Consider the following 19,886-nt stretch of genomic DNA (forward strand, 5'->3'; position numbering starts at 1 on the left):
CCCTTTAATCCCATAAAAATGCCAGCAACTTTGCTGGCATTTTTGTCTCTGTGCTATGTCGGTTAGAGTTTTTGCAATGCGTCAATTCGGTCTCGAATTGGTGGGTGGCTAGAGAAGAGCTCACCGAGAGTCGGTCTCTTTCCTTGACGGATGCCAAACGCCATCATAGAGTCTGGCATATGGCTTTCCTCATGCTCTTGTTGTAGACGTGCCAGGGCCGCTATCATAGCGCCTTTCCCGGCCAGTCTTGCGCCTGCTTCATCTGCACGAAATTCGCGGAAGCGCGAAAACCACATAACAATCATTGAGGCAAGAATGCCGAAAACAATTTCGAACACAAATGTCGCAATATAATAGCCCCAGCCAACAGAGCCTTCGTTATCATCTTTGCGTAAGAATTGGTCCACGGCATAGGCGGCAATGCGGGCAAAGAACATCACGAAAGTGTTTACCACGCCTTGTATCAAAGACAATGTGACCATGTCACCATTAGCCACGTGGCCGATTTCATGGGCCAGTACGGCTTTTATTTCGTCGGGTGGAAAACGCTCTAGCATGCCGCTTGATACCGCCACCAGGGCGTCGTTTTTATTCCAGCCAGTGGCAAAGGCATTTGCATCATGAGAAGGAAATATCGCAACCTCTGGCATGCGAATGTTTGCTTGCTGGGATAGCGCTTGAACCGTATCTAATAACCAAGCTTCTTTGTGGTTGCTGGGTTTTTCGATGACCACGGCGCCTGAACCACGCTTGGCCATAAATTTAGATAAGAGTAAAGAAACAAGACTTCCGGCAAAACCGAATACAGCACAGAAAATCAGCAAGTTGCTAAAATTCAAGCCATTGCTACTCATGTAGCCATTAACTCCTAATAAACTTAACACTATGCCGGCCACGACCATGACGGCAAGGTTGGTTAATAGGAAAAGGATGATACGCATTCTACTATGCTCCTTAAAAGACTGGTAAGAAGCATAGTAGGGGCTGGAAGGATAATTTCAAGAGAGAAGGTAAAGGATGTTAGCGTCTTATTCTATGCAGGAAGGCGGCAAATCTTTCCATCGCCGGTGTTAGTTCTTCAATGTGCGGTAGAAAAACAAAGCGCACATGATCAGGTGTTGGCCAATTAAACCCGGTGCCTTGAACGATGAGTACTTTCTCTTCTTGCAGAAATTGCAGAACCAAATCCATGTCGTTTTGTATCTGATAGACCTTGGGGTCTAGTTGTGGAAACAGATACATTGCCCCTTGAGGTTTATGGCAATTGACGCCCGGGATCGAGTCGAGAATATCAAACGCGACCTTGCGTTGTTCGTACAGTCGACCACCTGGAATGATGAGCTCGTTGATGCTCTGGTAACCCCCTAACGCAGTTTGTACCGCATGTTGTGCTGGGACGTTGGCGCACAGTCGCATTGAACTTAAAATGTCTAAGCCATCGATGTAATCCACAATCTTGCTGCGATCTCCGGTAATGGTCATCCAACCTGAACGAAAGCCAGCGGTTCGGTATACTTTAGATAAGCCGCCAAAGGTTACACAAGGAATGCGGCCTTCTGTGAGAGTTGCCGTTGGAATGTGTTGGGCTTCGTCGTATAAGATTTTGTCATAAATTTCATCAGAGAAAATAAGCAAATTGTGTTCATCTGCTAAATCGACAATGGCCTGTATCAGACTTTTTTCATACACTGCGCCAGTAGGATTATTAGGATTAATAATGACAATGGCTTTGGTCTTATTTGAGATTTTTGAACGTATATCATTAATGTCAGGCTGCCAACCGGAACCGGGGTCACACATATAGTGTCTAACATAACCACCTGATAGAGTAGCGGCGGCTGTCCACAGTGGGTAATCTGGCGCAGGGATTAAGATTTCATCACCATCGTTAAGCAAGGCTTGCATGGCCATAACAATTAATTCGCTAACGCCATTGCCCATCCATACGTGATTAACGTCAGCTGACTTAATGCCCATGGCTTGGTATTTTTGCATAACGGCTTTGCGAGCGGAGAAGAGTCCTTTGGACTCGCAATAGCCTTGTGATGTGGGTAGGTTACGGATGACATCGACTAAAATTTCATCTGGTGCTTCAAAGCCAAATGGCGCTGGGTTGCCAATATTGAGCTTTAAGATGCGTTGACCTTCTTCTTCCATGCGCATAGCTTCTTTAAGAACGGGTCCACGGATTTCATAACAGATGTTGGCGAGTTTGTTTGATTTGCGAATTTGCACCAATTTGTCCTTACATAAAGCTGGGCGAAATGAGTAACTTTACACCTAACTTGGGAGCATTCAAGATGGCTGAGTCAGTTAGCGAGGAAAAAATTGTGAAATCAGAAGAAGAGTGGCAACAAGAGTTGCCAGAAGAGGTGTTTAATATTGTTCGCAAAAAAGGCACCGAGCGAGCTTTTACTGGAAAATATGAAAAATTTTATGAACCGGGCGAATACCATTGTCGTTGTTGCGGTGCCTTGTTGTTTGATTCTGATACGAAATACGATTCAGGTTCGGGTTGGCCAAGTTTTTATGATGCCAATATGACAAACATTGAAGAAAAGGTAGATGGCTCTTGGATGATGCAGCGTACTGAGATCATTTGTCGTCAGTGTGATGCACATTTGGGGCATGTGTTTGAGGATGGTCCGCAGCCAACAGGGTTACGTTATTGCGTTAATTCCGCTTCTTTGTTTTTTAAGGATAAATAATGGCATTTAATGCCCCTAGTAGGTAAAGGTGCTGGTGGTCTAAGGAGAAAGGGCAAGTCGATCGACTTGCCCTTTTTTTGTCTATTTTAATAAGCTAATAATGTTGGGGTCGGCTAATAGGCGAGTGACGGTTTGGCTGGCCAGTTCATTCATATCATCTTGAATACTTGATTGATACGGCATGGTGCCATATTCACGTACTTTCTGAGAGCCGAAGTTGGCTTTGTAGGTTTGGCCTTTTGCTGCTAATACGACATTTAATTCGAAATCCATTGTGGCAATGGTTTTAAGAGCGTCGACTTTGGTTGTATAGCTCATTTTGTTGATGTTGATTTGAAGGTCTGCGGCTGGTAAAACCCCTTGATCAGGGGTAAAACCGAGTTGACGTAAACCTGTAAGGACACTTTGTTTTACACTTTCTTTTATGTCGTTAGTGGTGTAGATGTCAGCGCGCTCATTCAAACCTGTTTTGATAGAGCCAATGCTGTTGGTGAGTTTGGTATTGGTAGAAACCTTAATGACTCGTTCATTTGTAAGGTTGGTATTTTCGATGGAAGCTTTAGGTTCGACATTAATATAGTGCGTTGTTGAGCAACCAGCCAAAAGTAGCGTGGAGAGGGATAGGGCGAGAATAATGGATTTGTTTCGCATAAGAGCTCCGTTAATATTGATTTTGAAAGAGGTTTTTCTCTAAGTCGCTTAAATTAATGAAAAAAACTGTTGATTTTAAGATTAGTAACAGTAATATACGCACCCGCTCACACAGCAAGATTATGTTTTAGTCCCATTCGTCTAGAGGCCTAGGACACCGCCCTTTCACGGCGGTAACAGGGGTTCGAACCCCCTATGGGACGCCAATCTTAAATCGATTGTTACATAGTCTAACGGTAAATGCTGTGAGTGATAAGTTTTTTTGCGGGAATAGCTCAGTGGTAGAGCACAACCTTGCCAAGGTTGGGGTCGCGAGTTCGAGCCTCGTTTCCCGCTCCAGTTTCGCACTTTCGTAAAAGTGTATTGTGTCCCATTCGTCTAGAGGCCTAGGACACCGCCCTTTCACGGCGGTAACAGGGGTTCGAACCCCCTATGGGACGCCACTAATTTTGACCATTTTGCTTGCGAGAGCAGGGTGGTGATAAAAGAAAATAGAGTTTTGCGGGAATAGCTCAGTGGTAGAGCACAACCTTGCCAAGGTTGGGGTCGCGAGTTCGAGCCTCGTTTCCCGCTCCAGTTTTGCACTTTCGTAAAAGTGTATTGTGTCCCATTCGTCTAGAGGCCTAGGACACCGCCCTTTCACGGCGGTAACAGGGGTTCGAACCCCCTATGGGACGCCACTAATTTTGACCATTTTGCTTGCGAGAGCAGGGTGGTGATAAAAGAAAATAGAGTTTTGCGGGAATAGCTCAGTGGTAGAGCACAACCTTGCCAAGGTTGGGGTCGCGAGTTCGAGCCTCGTTTCCCGCTCCAGTTTTGCACTTTCGTAAAAGTGTATTGTGTCCCATTCGTCTAGAGGCCTAGGACACCGCCCTTTCACGGCGGTAACAGGGGTTCGAACCCCCTATGGGACGCCACTAATTTTGACCATTTTGCTTGCGAGAGCAGGGTGGTGATAAAAGAAAATAGAGTTTTGCGGGAATAGCTCAGTGGTAGAGCACAACCTTGCCAAGGTTGGGGTCGCGAGTTCGAGCCTCGTTTCCCGCTCCAGTTTTGCACTTTCGTAAAAGTGTATTGTGTCCCATTCGTCTAGAGGCCTAGGACACCGCCCTTTCACGGCGGTAACAGGGGTTCGAACCCCCTATGGGACGCCATTCTTATCTTGATTGGTGTCGTTACTCGTTAATGATGTAGTATTCAATATAAGAGTGTTTAGACTGTGTCCCATTCGTCTAGAGGCCTAGGACACCGCCCTTTCACGGCGGTAACAGGGGTTCGAACCCCCTATGGGACGCCATAATTTAAATCACTTTGCCGATTAAGGGCAGGGTGGTCACTATTGTTAAAATAGTATTGCGGGAATAGCTCAGTGGTAGAGCACAACCTTGCCAAGGTTGGGGTCGCGAGTTCGAGCCTCGTTTCCCGCTCCATTTCAAAAATATGTCCCATTCGTCTAGAGGCCTAGGACACTGCCCTTTCACGGCAGTAACAGGGGTTCGAACCCCCTATGGGACGCCATTCTTTTTTTGCGCTATCATAGCTGACTTTAATTTGAGCTTATTAGCCATGACTTGGTTTGTTAATTACACATTAAACACCTGCATTTCTCCAGCTGATCGTGGATTAGCCTACGGCGATGGTGTGTTTGAGACCATCCATGCCAATCAAAATGGCTTCGTGCGTTTATCCTCTCATCTAACTCGCTTATACAAAGGGCTAGAAAAGCTTTTAATGGCCTTTGATGTTGAGCAGAAAGAAGAGTTGTCTTATTTTTTGCGGACGATAGTGTCTGATCAACTCGATGGCGATTCCGTTGTCAAAATAATGGTCACTCGTGGGCAAGGTGGACGAGGCTATCAGCCTCCGAAAACAGTGAAGCACACTATTGTGATCGGTATTTTGCCGTTTCCCAACTACCAAGCTGAAAGCCTTCATGGTGTTGGCGTGTCACTTTCGCCAATACCCGTCAATTCGAATTCTTACTTAGCAGGCATTAAACATCTCAATCGACTTGAGCATGTAATAGCCAAACAGTATTTAGCGTCTGATGATTTTGAAGCCATTATGTTAGATTGTCAGGGGTATGTGATCGAAGGCATTCAAAGTAACGTCTTTTGGTTTAAAGATGGTCTTCTGTGCACACCTAATCTTGATGCTGCTGGCGTAGAAGGGACATATCGGCAAGCCATTTTGGCTGAAATGGCGACACAAACAACTTTGATAGGAAACTTTACCGCGGAACACTTGTTAGCGGCGGACGAAGTGTTTATGGCCAATAGCTTAATGAAAATCGTGCCAGTCATTCGGATTGGCCATCAATCATTTACTATTGGTGCGAATACCAAGAATTTACAATCTTTGATGCAAGCTAAGGACATGCATGGCATACATTAAATGGCTCTATCGAGCAGCGTTTCTCATTATTACCTTGTTGGCTTTATGTGCCGGATACCTTTATACACAGGTAACTTCCCCGATCATCTTATCTGATACGACCACTTTTGAGGTCATGAAAGGGGACAGTGCCTATAGTTTAGGGCATCGTTTGCATTCAGAAGGTCTTATCGAACAGCCATTTTTGACTCGTGTTGTGGCTAAGTTAAAACCCGCCTGGGTACCCAAGGTTGGAAAATATGCGCTTGAACCAAGTATGAATTTGATGCAAGTGATGGCGCTGTTTGATTCAGGTGAATCCATATCGTATGACATTACCTTGTTAGAGGGTAAAACCACTCAGGATTATTTGTTGGCCATGAAAGCCAAAGGGAATATTAAAATGACCTTGCTTGGCTTATCGGACAAAGAAATAGCGGAAAAGCTGGCGCTTGAGGTGGATCATCCAGAAGGTCGTTTTTTTGCTAATACGTATCGATATCAGGATGGCGATACGGATGTGAGTATTCTAAAGCATGCAAATGGTTTGTTGGTGAACACTTTGGCGCAACTGTGGGATAATAAGGCGGAAGGCTTGCCCTATAAAACCCCTTATGAAGCCTTGATTATGGCGTCGATTATTGAAAAAGAAACAGCGGTTCCAGCAGAGCGCCCTTTGATTGCAAGAGTCTTCATTAGTCGTCTTCAAAAACGTATGCGATTGCAAACCGATCCAACTGTGATTTATGGTTTAGGTAAAGCTTTTACCGGCAATTTGACACGCAAAGGGTTACAGTCAAAATCGCCTTATAACACCTATCGTGTCTATGGGTTGCCGCCAACGCCCATTGCCAATGTCGGCCGTGAAGCCATAGAAGCCGCACTTAATCCAGGCCGAACTAAGGCACTATATTTTGTGGCCAAAGGGGATGGTTCTCATGCCTTTTCCAATAGTTTGAAAGAACATAATCGGGCGGTTAGAAAATATCAGTATAAGCGTCGAGATGATTATCGTTCCACGCCTCAAGTCACGCAGTAGAAGGTTAATGTCATGAAAGGAAAGTTTATTACACTTGAGGGTGGCGAAGGTAGCGGTAAGTCAACCGCCATTGAATCAATTAAGCAATGGCTCGATGATCATTCTATACCATACCTTATGACACGTGAGCCAGGTGGTACGCCTTTAGCAGAAGACATTCGCAATTTAATTTTGCAAACAAGAGAGGAATCTGTCAGCGATATGACAGAGTTGCTGTTGGTGTTTGCAGCCAGAGCGCAACACATTGCAGAAAAGATCCAGCCAGCACTTCAGCAAGGTGTTTGGGTGATAAGTGACCGCTTTTTAGACTCATCTTATGTTTACCAAGGGAACGCACGTGGCGGATCGTTCGCGATCATTGATCAATTGGCTGAATGGGTTGTTTCCGATTGTCAGCCAGACGCCACCTTGTTGTTGGATGTTTCGGTGGAGGTTGGTCAGCAACGAGTGGTTCAGCGCCAACAACAAGACAGACTAGATAAAGAGTCATTCAGTTTCCATGAGAAAGTGAGGCAAGGTTTTTTACAGCGTGCTGTCGCGGAACCAAATAGAGTGTCCATTATTGATGCTAGTCAAGACATCGAGTCTGTAAAACGACAGATTCAAGCTCAACTGGATAGATTGCAGTTAAATTGGGCCTCAACAGGGAGCTAATCATGTCAATTGCACCTTGGCTGCAACACAGTTTGCTGCAAGTACAACAGCTCAAAGTCTCTGGTGGTTTATCCCATGCGTTATTGATTACAGGGGCGGATGGTGTCGGGCAAGAATCCTTGGCGTTTGAGATGGCGAAAGATTTAATGTGCGAATCTGAGCAAGCGTCAGCTTGTGGTCAATGTCATTCTTGTCAGTTAATGGCGGCTGACACTCATCCAGATTTTCGGGTGCTGGATGGCGAATCAGGCACGATCAAAGTTGACCAGATTCGAAATTTAGTACAAAAAATCACCCAGAAACCGCAAGTGGGGCAAACCAAAGTCGTCCTGATCAGTCATGCTCAATCAATGAATATCAATGCTGCGAATGCTGTGCTCAAGGCGTTAGAAGAGCCATCTGATCGAACTTTCTTTTTATTGACCAGTTCACAATCAAGCCGTTTATTACCAACCATTCGCAGTCGTTGCTTGTTGGTCAGTGTTCCCACTCCGAACGTCGAACAAGTAGATGCTTGGTTGGCTGAGCATAATCAAGAAGCCAATCTGAGTCGCTTATTTTGGTTAACCACCCAACCGTTTCGCCTATTGTCGATCGAAAAAAATCAAAAAGCCGAGTTGTTTTTATCCTTGCCCGAGAAGGTGAATCAGTTTTTACAGCAAGAAATGACAGTCGCGGAGTTGTTGAAGGGACTTGATAGTCAAAATATAGAAGATTATTGCAATGGTTTAGCGGCCATTCTTCATCAGTCATTATGCCATTCGGCTGGGGCACCAATACATCCTGCACTTGAGGCGGTTTATGCAAACCTGATTCGACGAATTGGCATTCGTGCTCTGATGGATCGTTATCAGGCCATACAAAATTTAAAATTGGCCCTACAAAAAACAAATTTAAACCCCATTATGCAATTAACAAACGAATTAAATCAGTGGTAACTCTTGTATGTTGATCGATACCCATTGCCATTTAGATATGTTGGATTTGGCGCCTTACGATAATAATTTAGATCTTGCGATTGATGCGGCTTACCAGCAGGGCGTACGTCAACTTCTCAGCATTTCAGTTGACCTTGACAAAATAGACACCATCCTTGGTTTTACCCAGCGTGACGGTGTTTTTGCTAGCTGTGGCGTACATCCATTGCAAACAGAAGGCTTGTTAACCAGTCCTGACTCTCTGCTTGATTTGGCTCAACACCCTAAAGTGGCAGCCATTGGCGAGACGGGATTGGATTATTTTTATGAGAAATCTAGTGACATTCACGCCGCACAGCAAGACAGTTTTAAACATCATTTGATGGCCGCAGGTCAGCTTGGTTTGCCTGTTATCGTTCATACTCGTGAAGCAAAACAAGATACTTTGGCGCTGATTCGACAATACGGCAACCCCAACTCCGCTGGTGTTCTGCATTGCTTTACGGAAGATTATGACATGGCCAAAGCCGCTGTGGATGAGAATTATCTGATTTCCATTTCTGGTATTGTGACCTTTAAAACAGCACAAGATTTAAAAGAAACGGTGCAAAAATTACCCCTCGAGTCTTTGATAGTGGAAACCGATTCGCCTTATCTTGCGCCTGTGCCATATCGTGGTAAGAAGAATGAGCCTAAATATGTTGCCGAGGTGGCGCAATATGTGGCGGATTTAAAAGGCATTCGTTATGAAGAATTATTAGAGGCAACGGCGAGAAACTTCCACCGAGTCTTTAACCGAGTGTCCGCGAGCGAGAGCTTAGTTCTCAGTGCTTAGTATTTTTGTGGGACTGACCTCAACTGAGTGTTAGTCTTACGTATTTATCATTTTCAGACCCAAAGCATGACAAGCCATCTGCTGCTTGTTATCTCATAAGGAAGCTCATTGATGTCCAATATGGTTACTGCTTTACCTTACCAAGCGCTTGCTGCCAAAGTACCAACCGATCATTTACCTTTTAAAACTCTAAAAGACATTGAGCCTCTAAGTGGCATTCTAGGTCAGGAGCGTGCCGTAGAGGCGATTCAGTTCGGTGTGGCCATGCAACGCCCTGGTTACAATATCTATGCGATGGGCGATTCTGGAACGGGCCGCTCTTCCTATGTGATGAGTTATTTGAAAAGCGAAGCCAAGCGACGATCTGCGCCAACCGAATGGGTTTATGTCAACAACTTTACAGAAAGCTATCGCCCTAAAGCCATCGAATTTGCGCCAGATATGGCGTCTGAATTTGAAAAAGAAATTCGTGGTTTGATTGATGGTTTAATGGCGACCTTTCCTGCGGCCTTTGAAAACCCAACTTACCAACAGCAAAAGAGCATCATAGATCGCGCTTTTAATGATAAATACGAAGCGGCAATTAATCGTGTTGAGCGGGTGTCGGGCAAGATTGGTGTGGCCATGTTCCGTGATGCTTCGTCAGTCAGTTTTGCGCCGATGAAAGAAGGCAAAGCGCTGGAAGAAAATGAATTTGCTGCGTTAACAGATGAAGAGCGTGATGCCTTCCAAGAGGGCGTCTCGACACTAGAAGGGCTGCTTAACGAAGAGCTATTAGGTTTGCCTCAATGGAAGCGAGAAACCTATGATTTGTTGCGTCAATTAAATTTAGATACCGTCAAAGAAGCACTCGACCCCTTGATGCAGCCGTTGCTGGAAAGCTATCAAGAGCATGAGCAAGTGACAGAGTATCTATCAGCACTGCGCGCGGATCTCGACAAAACCATCATAGATCAAATGGCAGACGATAAAGCCTCAGAAAATCGTGATGAGGTGGGGCGTCGACAAATGTACGAAGATTTGTATTTGCCAAACATTGCGGTGACAAACGAAAAAGACGGTGGGCAGCCGGTTATTTATGAGCCACACCCAACTTATCGTAATTTGTTTGGCCAAGTCGAACACAGCAGTGATCAAGGCATGTTGGTGACCAGTTACCGTCTTATTCGCTCAGGCAGTTTGCACGCGGCAAACGGTGGTTATTTGATCTTAGATGCTGAAAAATTGCTGACGGATCATTACTTATGGGAAGCTTTGAAGCGAGCTTTAAAGAGTAAGACGCTTAAGATTGAGCACCCTTATTCTGATATGGGGCTAATGAATACTACCACCTTGACACCACAAGATTTGCCTTTGCAGGTCAAAGTGGTGTTGATTGGGGCTCGGGATATTTATTACTTGTTGCAAGATGCCGATCCAGATTTTCAAGAAATGTTTCGTGTGCTTGTGGACTTTGATGACAGCCTAAAGCGTACTAAGGATTCCGAATACGCGTTTGCTCGTTTGATGAAAGACCGAGTCGATAAAGAAGAGTATGCCAACGTGACTCGCGATGGTGTGGCGGCATTAATTGAATACAGTAGTCGTCTTGCGGAGCATCAGCGAGAAATGGCGGCAAAAATTGGTGATGTCTTTGAATTGCTTGGGGAGGCGGATTTTGTTCGTCAAATGGCCAAGGACGGCGAAATTACGGCTGATCATATTCAACGAGCGTTGAAAGCCAAGAAACACCGTACGGGTCGTGTCAGCGAGAAAATCATTGAAGAAATCATCGAAGGTACTGTGTTACTGGAAAGCGATGGTTATGCTGTGGGTAAAATCAATGGCTTAACCGTGATGCAGATTGGTGACAGCAGCTTTGGTGCACCAGCGCGTATCTCCACCACAGTGTATCCTGGTGGTAAGGGTATTATCGACATTGAGCGTGAGTCTAATCTAGGTCAGAACATTCACTCGAAAGGTGTGTTAATTCTGTCTGGTTACTTAGGTAACAAATACGCGCAACGTTTCCCGCTTGAGATTTCGGCTTCCATTGCCATGGAGCAAAGTTATGGTTATGTGGACGGAGACAGTGCCTCAACCGCTGAATTGTGTTGCCTGTTGTCTGCTTTGATTCAAGTGCCGTTACGTCAGGATTTAGCCATCACTGGCTCATTAAACCAATATGGTGAAGTGCAAGCCATTGGTGGTGTGAATGAAAAAATTGAAGGCTTCTTTAATGTTTGTCGTGCGCGTGAATTAACCGGCAAACAAGGTGTGATTGTCCCCAAGTCGAATGCCAACAACCTGATGTTAAATGATGACATTCTTGAGGCGGTAAAAGCAGGCTTGTTCCATATTTATGTGATTGAGTCGGCTGATGAGGCATTACACCTGCTAACGGGCATTGAACCTGGTGTACCAGATGAAAATGGCGATTATAAAGAAGGCACCTTGTCCTTCAAAGTGATCCAGCGTTTGGAAGAAATTGCCAAACTTGGAGAGGATGAAGAAGAGGAAGATGACGATAATGATGAAAGCGATGAGAGTACAGAAGCAAACACTAAGAAGGGTTAGTGTTTGCCATTGGTGCGTTTAATAATTTGTGCGTTGCATTTTGAATTAATCAATGCATAAACTGTGTAGTAGAGGTCGTCCGCTTTCACGTAAATATAGCTGGCGACCTCTTTGCGTTTACTGGGTAAATGTTTTTTTAGCACCATGCCACGTTTAAATATTTTACCTGATACATATTTTTCGGCGGCCTTATCTGCGGCGGCTCTCGCATCCCAATCAGGGCATTCAGCATAGGCTTGTGCAGCACTTAAAATGAGGATTAAAGTGCATAGGGTTTTTGCCAGATACATCGATATGTCTCTTAATCAATAATGCTCTCTAGTATCCATTAATGGTGCCTCTACTGGCAAGCTTAGAAATGAAAACCAAAAACTGCTTCCATTCTCTAGTGCTTTTCACTTTGAAAATGCTATTTTAATAACATGGGAAGAGTTCAAAACCAAATTACAGTGAACAATGAAAGGGTATTATTATGAAAAAAGGTTTGCTTGCCGGGGCAATCTTGTTGTCAACATTATCGTCTGTCAGCATTGCGCATGGTTCGTGTGGTGATACGGATTTACATGGTTATATGCAGGACATAAAAAGCGAAATGCGCCAAATGTCATCGGCTGTGAAGTCCGGTGATCATGATGCGGCAACAGAGTACGTTGATCAGTTAATCGTCTCTTTTCAAAAGTCTCGTAATACTCACCCACATCAGTTTGAAATAGAGGGTTTGGAAGGTGAAGCGCTGGCTCAACAAACTGAACAATATGTTCAGTTGATCGATAGCACGATCAAAACCTTACAAGATTTGAATGTCGCATTGGTGGCAAATGATAAAAAAACCATTCGGCAGCTTGTTGGAGAGATGGGGAAACATCGGAAAGCAGGTCACAGCACTTTTAAAGGAAGTTGCTAATCCCCTTGATGACCTAGACTTTAATCGCTGCTACAATGCGCGCGTTAAAGAGAGGAAATTATGGCTCGTGTAAAAAAATCACGTTCAATGCGTGGAAAGTTAGGTAAAACTGGCTCAAAAGAGATGATGAAAGAGCAAAATAAAGCTCGTAAGGCATCGTCTGTACGCCGTTTTGCAACAAAGAAATCGAAGCAGCGTAAAGATCAAGCTCATAAGAAATTAGAGCGTTTGGGGCTTTTACCAGACAAAGAAGAGGCGGTTCCAGCAACGCGTCCTCGTCGTTTTGTGTTTGTTAAGCCTGAAGCGGAAAAGTCCTCAGAGCCTACTAAGGTGTCTGAATCTGTCCAGTCTGACCGCGAAGATTTATCTGTAGATGAACTTTTGTCCGCATTTACAGAAGAAAATTAAGCAAAAGTATGTAGAATTAGAAAGGCTGCCTTGCAGCCTTTTTTTATGCCCCAAGTTTCTGATTCGTATTGATTAAATTCTGACTGATTAAGGTGACAACATTGAAAGCTTCCGTTCCTATGTCGAGTGTTCGATATCTTCTAAAAGCAGTAGAGAAGCAGGGGCTCGATCGAGAAGCAGTGTTAGAAAGTTTGGAGATAACCGCTGAAGAGTTGGAGCAGAGTGATGCTTTCTCCGCTTATCGATTTGGTATGCTGTATCAAAAGATCATGTGGCTGATGCAGGATGAGTCATTTGGTATGTTAAGTGGCGGAAAAATTCCCAATGGTACTTTTCGCATGATGTGTTTGTGTATTATTCATGCGCGCAGTTTGGCGCATGCTTTGTACCGTTGTAGTGATTTTTATGAAATTTGTCGTGGTCCAACCGTCAAGCCTGTGTTGATCAAAAAAGGTCGCTTTGCCATGGTGACCTTTGGGCCATTAAGCTCCTCTGATGAAGACATAGACAGTTTGGTGTTAGCGGAATCGAATGAACAGCTGAGAACGACGTTGTCCATGTGGCATCACTTCATTTGTTGGCTAATTGGTCGTCGTTTAAATCTAAAAGCAGCGTATTTTACCAATGATCGACCGGATGATGTGGAATACTACAAAACCATGTTCCAATCGGAAGTAAGGTTTAATCAACACGCCAATGCGTTGGTTTTTCCAGCCAGTTATCTTGATATGCCCATTGTCCAGACCGAGGACAGTCTGCGTGGTTTTTTGAAAACCGCACCTTATCAATTGTTGGTGATGGTCGAAAACGACAACAGCTTAAAGTCTCAAGTCATGGCCATGTTAGGAAAGGATTTCTCTAGAGAAATGCCAAGTGCTGAAGAAGTGGCCAGTGGTTTAAACATGAGTGTTTCAACCTTGCGTCGTCGATTAAATGACGAAAAAACCTCTTATCAGCAGATCAAAGATGAGTGTCGTAAGGAAGCGGCGATCACCTATATGAATGCACCACAGTTAAGTATTAATGATATTGCTGCCTTGATGGGCTTCGATGAACCCAGTGCTTTTTTTCGCTCATTTAAGAAATGGACAGGTATGACGCCTGGCGAATACCGAAAAAGTGAGGAATATTTGAAGTTCGGTAAGGACATGAAACGCCCTGATAGTAAGCCTTGAGTGACACCTTATTAGGTATGTGAATGTATTTGTTAGAAATATAGGTTTGAAATGTTATTGAGGAATTGGCTTTCTTTTTCCATTCTATAGGTATACATCCGCTCGGATAACTTACCGGAGAATAAAAAATGAGCGAATACCAATACCCTTATAATGATATTTTATTCAGTCTTTTGTCCGTGGCCGATATTGAAAAATTGACGCCTTACCTAGACGAACCTGTTGACCAAGAATTGCTTGAAGCCATTCTTGGCGAAGCTGGGAAACTTTCTGAACAAGTCATTGCCCCTATTAATGCCAGTGGTGACAGTGAAGGTTCAAGAGTTGAGAACGGTGAAGTAATTGAAGCGAAAGGTTTTAAAGACGCTTTCAAGGCTTACACAGAGGGTGGCTGGGTTGGACTGTCTGGTGACCCAGAGTATGGCGGTCAAGGCTTACCATCCTTCATTGCGACAGCCGTCAATGAAGGCGTTCAATCCGCTAATCTAGCGTTTTCCTTATGTCCATTGCTGAGTCATGGTGCGATTGAAGCCATTAGCTCTCACGCCAGTGAGGCTTTAAAAGCCGAATACCTACCTAAAATGTTGTCTGGTGAATGGGCAGGCACCATGAATCTGACAGAACCTTCAGCCGGTTCAGACCTGGCCGCAATTGCGTGTAAAGCCGAAGTGGATGGCGATGCCTTCCGTGTGAAGGGGCAGAAAATTTTCATTACTTGGGGCGATCATCAAATGAGTGACAACATCATTCATCTGGTGCTAGCTCGTCTTCCTAATGCACCATCCGGTGTGAAAGGCATCTCTTTATTTTTAGTGCCAAAATTCTTACTAGATGACGCAGGCAATCCTTCTCAACGCAATGATGTTCAGGTGGTATCCGTTGAACACAAACTCGGCATTCATGCGTCACCAACCTGTGTTATGAGCTTTGGTGAACAAGAAGGGGCGCTTGGTTATTTGGTCGGAGAAGAAAATCAAGGCATTAAAGCCATGTTTACCATGATGAACAATGCTCGACAGGGTGTTGGCCTTCAAGGATTGGCGATTGCCGAGCGCGCTTATCAACAAGCTTTATCTTATGCCAAAGATCGTAAGCAGGGCATGAAAGCAGATCGTTCTGGTAAAGCGGCCATCATTGAGCATCCAGATGTGCTTCGTATGCTGATGACGATGAAATCTCAAATCGATGCGATGCGTTCATTGGTGTATGTTGCGGCCATCGAGAATGACCTTTCTCACTTGGCCGATGGCGAAGTTAAGCAAAAGGCCGTCGCGAGAACAGCGCTTTACACGCCAATTGTCAAAGGTTGGATCACTGAGCAAGCTCAAGAGATTACTTCTCTTGCCCTTCAGGTGCATGGTGGTATGGGCTTTATCGAAGAGACAGGTGTTGCACAGCACGCAAGAGATGCTCGTATCTTACCAATTTATGAGGGTACCAATGGTATTCAGGCAATTGATTTGATTGGCCGGAAACTGTATTCAGATAAAGGGGTTGCCATGACGGCATTGCTTGAAGAAATTTCTGCAGATATAAAACTGTGGTCTTCAAGCGGCCTGGCAGATCAATTGCGTAAAATCGAGGCGGCGCTTGAACAGGCGCAAAAGGCCACTCAGACCTGCTTACAGTCAATGGAAAAAAACAGCACATTAGGGACGGCTTCAGCCTATTCTTATATGATGCTAATGGGGTATGTGATTGGTGCTTGGTTACAGGTAAAAGCCCTGTATTCGAGTCAACGCCATGACGGTTTTGATCAGAGCCAAAAACAGTCTTGGGCACATTCTGTTTCATTTTATTGTGATCAAATTTTACCTAGGGCCACAAGCTATTTTCAGGCCATTGAGTCCGGCCGCGATTCTGTTGAATCTTTAACTGAATCGAGTTTTATTCGTTGATTAGCGATGAGTGACAAGAATAAAAGTGCCGTTGTTGGGAGGCAGTATGACAGATAGAGAAGTAATGGAATTTGATGTGGTAATCGTAGGTGGTGGTCCAGCGGGTCTTTCCACCGCTTGTCGCATCATGCAAAAAGCCCAAGCTGACGAAAAAGAAATCAGTGTTTGTTTGGTGGAAAAGGGTTCAGAAATCGGTGCTCATATTTTATCTGGCGCCGTTGTGGACCCTAAAGCCTTGACTGAGTTGTTCCCAGATTGGCAGGAAATGGGCGCACCCCTTGAAACCAAAGTGAATGTAGACGAATTGCACTGGTTAAGTTCAGATACTTCTGGTCGTCAACTGAGCAGCTGGATGATGCCAAAAACACTTCATAATGATGGCAACTACATCATCAGTTTAGGCAACCTGACACGCTGGCTGGCTGAACAAGCTGAAAATTTAGGTGTTGAAGTCTTCCCAGGTTTCTCAGCCGCACAATTGGCTTACGATGAAGAGGGCAATGTTGAAGGTATTATCACAGGCGATATGGGGGTTGCTGAAGATGGTTCTGAAAAAGACAGCTACATGCCTGGTATGTTGTTAAAAGCCAAATACACCATTTTCTCAGAAGGTTGTCGTGGTCATTTAGGTAAAGAGCTTATTGCCAAATACAAGCTGGATGAAGGTAAGGCACCACAGCATTATGGTTTGGGCATTAAAGAGCTTTGGGATGTACCGGCAGGAAGCAGTAAACCTGGTACCGTCATTCACACAGCAGGCTGGCCATTAGGGAAAGAGGCTGGCGGCGGTGGTTTCCTATATCATCTTGAGAATAACCAAGTGGTTGTGGGTTTGATTGTCGATCTTAATTATAAGAATCCTCATTTAAGCCCTTATGATGAATTCCAGCGTTATAAACATCATCCTGTTATAGCGGAACATTTAGATGGTGCCAAACGGGTTTCTTACGGTGCACGAGCTATTGCCAAAGGCGGTTGGTCTTCATTGCCTAAATTAAACTTCCCTGGTGGTCTTATTATTGGTTGTGATGCTGGCACGCTAAACCCAGCTAAGATTAAAGGAACTCATACGGCAATGAAGAGTGGCATGATAGCCGCCGACACTGTCTATGATGCATTGCAAGCGGATGAGTTTTTAGCTGAGCTTGCTCATTTTGATGAGGCGCTCGCTTCATCTTGGTTGGGTAAAGAGTTGCAGCAAGCACGTAATTTTGTTCCTGTGATGCACAAATTGGGGACTTTTTTGGGTGGCGCTTACAACTGGTTGGATCAAAATATCTTTGCGGGAAACCTGCCTTTTACATTTAATGATTTGACGCCAGATTACGCTTGTCTTGAAACCGCAGATAAACACATTGCGCCGGATTATCGTAAGCCAGATGGCTTGCTAAGCTTTGATAAACCATCCTCTGTATTCCTTTCTAATACCAATCATGAAGAGGATCAACCTTGTCATTTGAGGTTGAAAGATGCTGCCATTCCATTAAATCACAATTTGCCTAATTTTGATGAGCCTGCTCAACGATATTGCCCGGCCGGTGTGTATGAAGTGGTTACATCCGAAGGTGAGTCGCATTTTCAGATCAATTCGCAAAACTGTGTTCATTGTAAAACCTGTGATATCAAAGACCCTGCTCAAAATATCACTTGGGTAACACCCGAGGGAGCCGGTGGTCCAAATTACCCTAATATGTAATTTAAGCTGGGTTAAACAGAGCAGGGAGACGGTTGTCTCCTTGTTTTGTTTCCTATTCCTCACTGGATTTAACTCACAGCCTGTTTAATAATGTGCTCCACAATATAAGGGGTTATTATGCGTTTATGGGTTGATGCGGACGCCTGTCCAAATGTGATCAAGAATATTCTATTCCGTGCGGCTGAACGTGTTCAGGTGCCATGCATTTTAGTGGCGAATCAGGCCATCGCCATTCCACCTTCGAAATGGGTTGAGCGTCGTGTTGTTAGCTCAGGTTTTGATGTGGCGGACAATTATATAGTAGAGCAAGCGTCTCCTGATGATTTAGTTGTCACGGCTGACATTCCATTAGCATCGGAAGTGATTGACAAAGGGGCGTTGGCAATTAACCCTCGTGGTGAGCTTTATACGAAAGAAAACATCAAGCAACGTTTAAATATGCGCGATTTTATGGAGCAAATGCGTTCCTCTGGTGTACAAACAGGTGGCCCAGCCAGCTTTAGTCAACAAGATAGAATGGCCTTCGCCAATACACTCGACAAGCTGTTAGCTCAACGGGCAACCTAGTTGCCTGTTAGTTGGCTGAATGAGAATTGTGTTATCGGGAAAGGGTTTCGCGAAACCTTTTCCCGATAATTCAAATTTATAGGTGAGCACATATGAAAAAGATTGTGGTTGTAGGTGGTGGTGCAGGTGGCTTAGAACTGGTTACCAAGCTTGGCAAGGCGTTTGGGAAAAAGCGTCAAGCAGAAGTGGTGCTGATTGATCGGAGTCAGACACACATCTGGAAACCCTTATTGCATGAAGTTGCTACCGGTTCTCTAGACATCAATAACGATGGGGTAAACTATCGAGCCCACGCCGCGAAACACCACTATCAGTTTCAGTTGGGCACACTAATTAATGTTGACCCAGCGCAACGTGTGCTTACCTTGGCTGCTATTTCGGATGATAAGGGCCATCAAGTCCTGCCTGAACGTTCAGTCTCTTATGATGTGCTGGTGATGGCTGTTGGTAGTGTCAGTAATGATTTCGGTACACCAGGTGTCGCTGAACATTGTTATTTCCTCGATTCGCACCGGCAAGCCGAGCGCTTTCAACAAGCCTTATTACAACAATTTTTACGAGTTAACCAAGAAGGTGCCGATTCTAAGCTCAAGCTTGCGATTGTGGGCGGTGGAGCAACGGGTGTTGAATTGTCGGCTGAATTATTCCATGTAGCGGAATTGATGAAATCTTACGGTATGCCAGACATGTCAGGTAAACGTGTTCAGGTGCAATTGATCGAAGCGGGTGAGCGAATATTGCCGGCTTTGCCCGAGCGTATTGCCGGTTTGGCCAGCAAAGAGCTACAGCATCTTGGTGTTCATATCAGTGAAAAAACTCGAGTGGTACGTGCCTTTGATGGCGGATTCCAGACAGCGGAAGAAGAAACCATCGATGCTCATTTAATGATTTGGGCCGCAGGGGTGAAAGCGCCGGACTTTGTCGCAAAAATTGAAGGGTTTGAAACCACGCGTAATAACCAAATATTAGTAAAAAACACCTTACAGGCCACCGGATTTGATAACGTTTATGTTATTGGCGATTGTTGTGCTTGCAAGCAAGCGGATGGCTCTTTTGTACCACCAAGAGCACAATCAGCGCATCAGATGGCATCATTAGTATTTGTTAACATTAAAGCGTCATTTTTGGGAGAAACTCAAAAAGAATATACCTATAAAGACTATGGTTCTTTGGTGAACTTAAGTCGCTACAGTACAGTCGGTAGTTTAATGGGGAATTTAAGTAGCCGTTCTATGTTTATAGAAGGTCGCTTAGCACGTTTTGTTTATGTGTCTCTTTACCGTCTACACCTGATTGCCATACACGGATGGTTCAAGGCGACCATTATTATGGCGGCGCAGAAGGTTGGTAAAGTCGTTAAGCCTAAGTTAAAGCTCCACTAATTAACTTTTGGCGAGAATCATTGTAGGGTCAAATTGGCTTTAGTTGAGGTCTAAAACCGATATACAGGGTTGTGTATCGGTTTTTTTTGCTCTGGCATTTGACCTATGTGTTACTCATAGGTT

General features: G+C 44.6%; 18 protein-coding genes and 12 tRNA genes. 26 read left to right on the top strand and 4 right to left on the bottom strand.

Annotated elements, in window-relative coordinates; all coding sequences use genetic code 11:
- Positions 1-62: 62 nt before the first annotated feature.
- Entirely contained in the window at positions 63-941 is an 879-nt protein-coding gene (gene htpX / locus MAR181_RS08570) for a protease HtpX (protein ID WP_013796200.1), read from the bottom strand.
- A 79-nt stretch (positions 942-1,020) separates the two neighbouring features.
- The gene (locus MAR181_RS08575; RefSeq protein ID WP_013796201.1) at positions 1,021-2,235 is read right to left on the bottom strand and encodes a pyridoxal phosphate-dependent aminotransferase; all 1,215 of its coding nucleotides are present in this window, start codon (positions 2,233-2,235) and stop codon (positions 1,021-1,023) included.
- Between the two features lie 65 nt (positions 2,236-2,300).
- Here MAR181_RS08575 and msrB point away from each other — a divergent pair, with 65 nt between their 5' ends.
- Positions 2,301-2,708 (top strand): peptide-methionine (R)-S-oxide reductase MsrB, encoded by a 408-nt coding sequence (gene msrB, locus MAR181_RS08580; RefSeq protein WP_013796202.1) that lies wholly within the window; start codon positions 2,301-2,303, stop codon positions 2,706-2,708.
- Positions 2,709-2,789: 81 nt separating this feature from the next.
- Here the strand turns inward: msrB and MAR181_RS08585 are convergent, their stop codons facing one another.
- Positions 2,790-3,359: a YajG family lipoprotein gene (locus MAR181_RS08585; protein ID WP_013796203.1), complete on the bottom strand. Its 570-nt coding sequence runs from the start codon at positions 3,357-3,359 to the stop codon at positions 2,790-2,792.
- 130 nt (positions 3,360-3,489) lie between these two features.
- Between MAR181_RS08585 and MAR181_RS08590 the strand changes: the two genes are divergently transcribed.
- The 18 genes from MAR181_RS08590 to MAR181_RS08675 all read left to right on the top strand — a co-directional run bounded on the left by MAR181_RS08590 (position 3,490) and on the right by MAR181_RS08675 (position 11,733).
- Positions 3,490-3,565 (top strand) — tRNA-Glu (locus tag MAR181_RS08590).
- 58 nt (positions 3,566-3,623) lie between these two features.
- Positions 3,624-3,698, top strand: a tRNA-Gly gene (locus MAR181_RS08595).
- A gap of 28 nt (positions 3,699-3,726) precedes the next feature.
- Positions 3,727-3,802 (top strand) — tRNA-Glu (locus MAR181_RS08600).
- Between the two features lie 58 nt (positions 3,803-3,860).
- Positions 3,861-3,935: transfer RNA gene (locus tag MAR181_RS08605), tRNA-Gly, on the top strand.
- 28 nt (positions 3,936-3,963) lie between these two features.
- Positions 3,964-4,039: transfer RNA gene (locus tag MAR181_RS08610), tRNA-Glu, on the top strand.
- 58 nt (positions 4,040-4,097) lie between these two features.
- Positions 4,098-4,172, top strand: a tRNA-Gly gene (locus MAR181_RS08615).
- A gap of 28 nt (positions 4,173-4,200) precedes the next feature.
- Positions 4,201-4,276, top strand: a tRNA-Glu gene (locus MAR181_RS08620).
- A gap of 58 nt (positions 4,277-4,334) precedes the next feature.
- Positions 4,335-4,409: transfer RNA gene (locus MAR181_RS08625), tRNA-Gly, on the top strand.
- Positions 4,410-4,437: 28 nt separating this feature from the next.
- Positions 4,438-4,513, top strand: a tRNA-Glu gene (locus tag MAR181_RS08630).
- Between the two features lie 67 nt (positions 4,514-4,580).
- Positions 4,581-4,656, top strand: a tRNA-Glu gene (locus MAR181_RS08635).
- Between the two features lie 58 nt (positions 4,657-4,714).
- Positions 4,715-4,789 (top strand) — tRNA-Gly (locus tag MAR181_RS08640).
- 12 nt (positions 4,790-4,801) lie between these two features.
- Positions 4,802-4,877, top strand: a tRNA-Glu gene (locus MAR181_RS08645).
- Between the two features lie 48 nt (positions 4,878-4,925).
- A complete protein-coding gene (pabC, locus tag MAR181_RS08650; protein ID WP_013796204.1) occupies positions 4,926-5,753 on the top strand; it encodes an aminodeoxychorismate lyase in 828 nt (275 codons plus the stop codon).
- Positions 5,740-6,771: an endolytic transglycosylase MltG gene (mltG, locus tag MAR181_RS08655; RefSeq protein WP_013796205.1), complete on the top strand. Its 1,032-nt coding sequence runs from the start codon at positions 5,740-5,742 to the stop codon at positions 6,769-6,771. Before pabC ends, mltG begins: the two co-directional genes overlap by 14 nt.
- Positions 6,772-6,783: 12 nt before the next feature.
- Positions 6,784-7,425: a dTMP kinase gene (gene tmk / locus MAR181_RS08660; protein ID WP_013796206.1), complete on the top strand. Its 642-nt coding sequence runs from the start codon at positions 6,784-6,786 to the stop codon at positions 7,423-7,425.
- A 2-nt stretch (positions 7,426-7,427) separates the two neighbouring features.
- Positions 7,428-8,363: a DNA polymerase III subunit delta' gene (gene holB / locus MAR181_RS08665; protein WP_013796207.1), complete on the top strand. Its 936-nt coding sequence runs from the start codon at positions 7,428-7,430 to the stop codon at positions 8,361-8,363.
- Positions 8,364-8,370: 7 nt separating this feature from the next.
- Positions 8,371-9,177, top strand: coding sequence for a TatD family hydrolase (locus MAR181_RS08670; protein WP_013796208.1), 807 nt, complete (start codon positions 8,371-8,373; stop codon positions 9,175-9,177).
- A 111-nt stretch (positions 9,178-9,288) separates the two neighbouring features.
- Positions 9,289-11,733 (top strand): Lon protease family protein, encoded by a 2,445-nt coding sequence (locus MAR181_RS08675; RefSeq protein ID WP_013796209.1) that lies wholly within the window; start codon positions 9,289-9,291, stop codon positions 11,731-11,733.
- Here the strand turns inward: MAR181_RS08675 and MAR181_RS08680 are convergent.
- Positions 11,730-12,023 carry a hypothetical protein gene (locus MAR181_RS08680; protein WP_013796210.1) on the bottom strand — a complete coding sequence of 98 codons (294 nt, stop codon included), beginning with the start codon at positions 12,021-12,023 and terminating at the stop codon, positions 11,730-11,732. The genes MAR181_RS08675 and MAR181_RS08680 overlap by 4 nt on opposite strands.
- A gap of 182 nt (positions 12,024-12,205) precedes the next feature.
- Between MAR181_RS08680 and MAR181_RS08685 the strand changes: the two genes are divergently transcribed.
- The 7 genes from MAR181_RS08685 (at position 12,206) to MAR181_RS08715 (ending at position 19,763) form a co-directional block, all read left to right on the top strand.
- A complete protein-coding gene (locus MAR181_RS08685; protein ID WP_013796211.1) occupies positions 12,206-12,637 on the top strand; it encodes a cytochrome b562 in 432 nt (143 codons plus the stop codon).
- A 60-nt stretch (positions 12,638-12,697) separates the two neighbouring features.
- The gene (locus tag MAR181_RS08690; RefSeq protein WP_013796212.1) at positions 12,698-13,045 is read left to right on the top strand and encodes a hypothetical protein; all 348 of its coding nucleotides are present in this window, start codon (positions 12,698-12,700) and stop codon (positions 13,043-13,045) included.
- Positions 13,046-13,146: 101 nt separating this feature from the next.
- Positions 13,147-14,220 carry an AraC family transcriptional regulator gene (locus MAR181_RS08695; protein ID WP_013796213.1) on the top strand — a complete coding sequence of 358 codons (1,074 nt, stop codon included), beginning with the start codon at positions 13,147-13,149 and terminating at the stop codon, positions 14,218-14,220.
- 128 nt (positions 14,221-14,348) lie between these two features.
- Positions 14,349-16,118: an acyl-CoA dehydrogenase family protein gene (locus MAR181_RS08700; protein WP_013796214.1), complete on the top strand. Its 1,770-nt coding sequence runs from the start codon at positions 14,349-14,351 to the stop codon at positions 16,116-16,118.
- Between the two features lie 46 nt (positions 16,119-16,164).
- Positions 16,165-17,814 (top strand): electron transfer flavoprotein-ubiquinone oxidoreductase, encoded by a 1,650-nt coding sequence (locus MAR181_RS08705; RefSeq protein ID WP_013796215.1) that lies wholly within the window; start codon positions 16,165-16,167, stop codon positions 17,812-17,814.
- Between the two features lie 117 nt (positions 17,815-17,931).
- A complete protein-coding gene (locus MAR181_RS08710; RefSeq protein ID WP_013796216.1) occupies positions 17,932-18,381 on the top strand; it encodes a YaiI/YqxD family protein in 450 nt (149 codons plus the stop codon).
- Positions 18,382-18,473: 92 nt separating this feature from the next.
- A complete protein-coding gene (locus tag MAR181_RS08715) occupies positions 18,474-19,763 on the top strand; it encodes an NAD(P)/FAD-dependent oxidoreductase (RefSeq protein ID WP_013796217.1) in 1,290 nt (429 codons plus the stop codon).
- Positions 19,764-19,886 lie beyond the last annotated feature (123 nt).

The sequence above is a fragment of the Marinomonas posidonica IVIA-Po-181 genome (assembly GCF_000214215.1).
GTDB classification, from domain to species: Bacteria; Pseudomonadota; Gammaproteobacteria; order Pseudomonadales; family Marinomonadaceae; genus Marinomonas; species Marinomonas posidonica.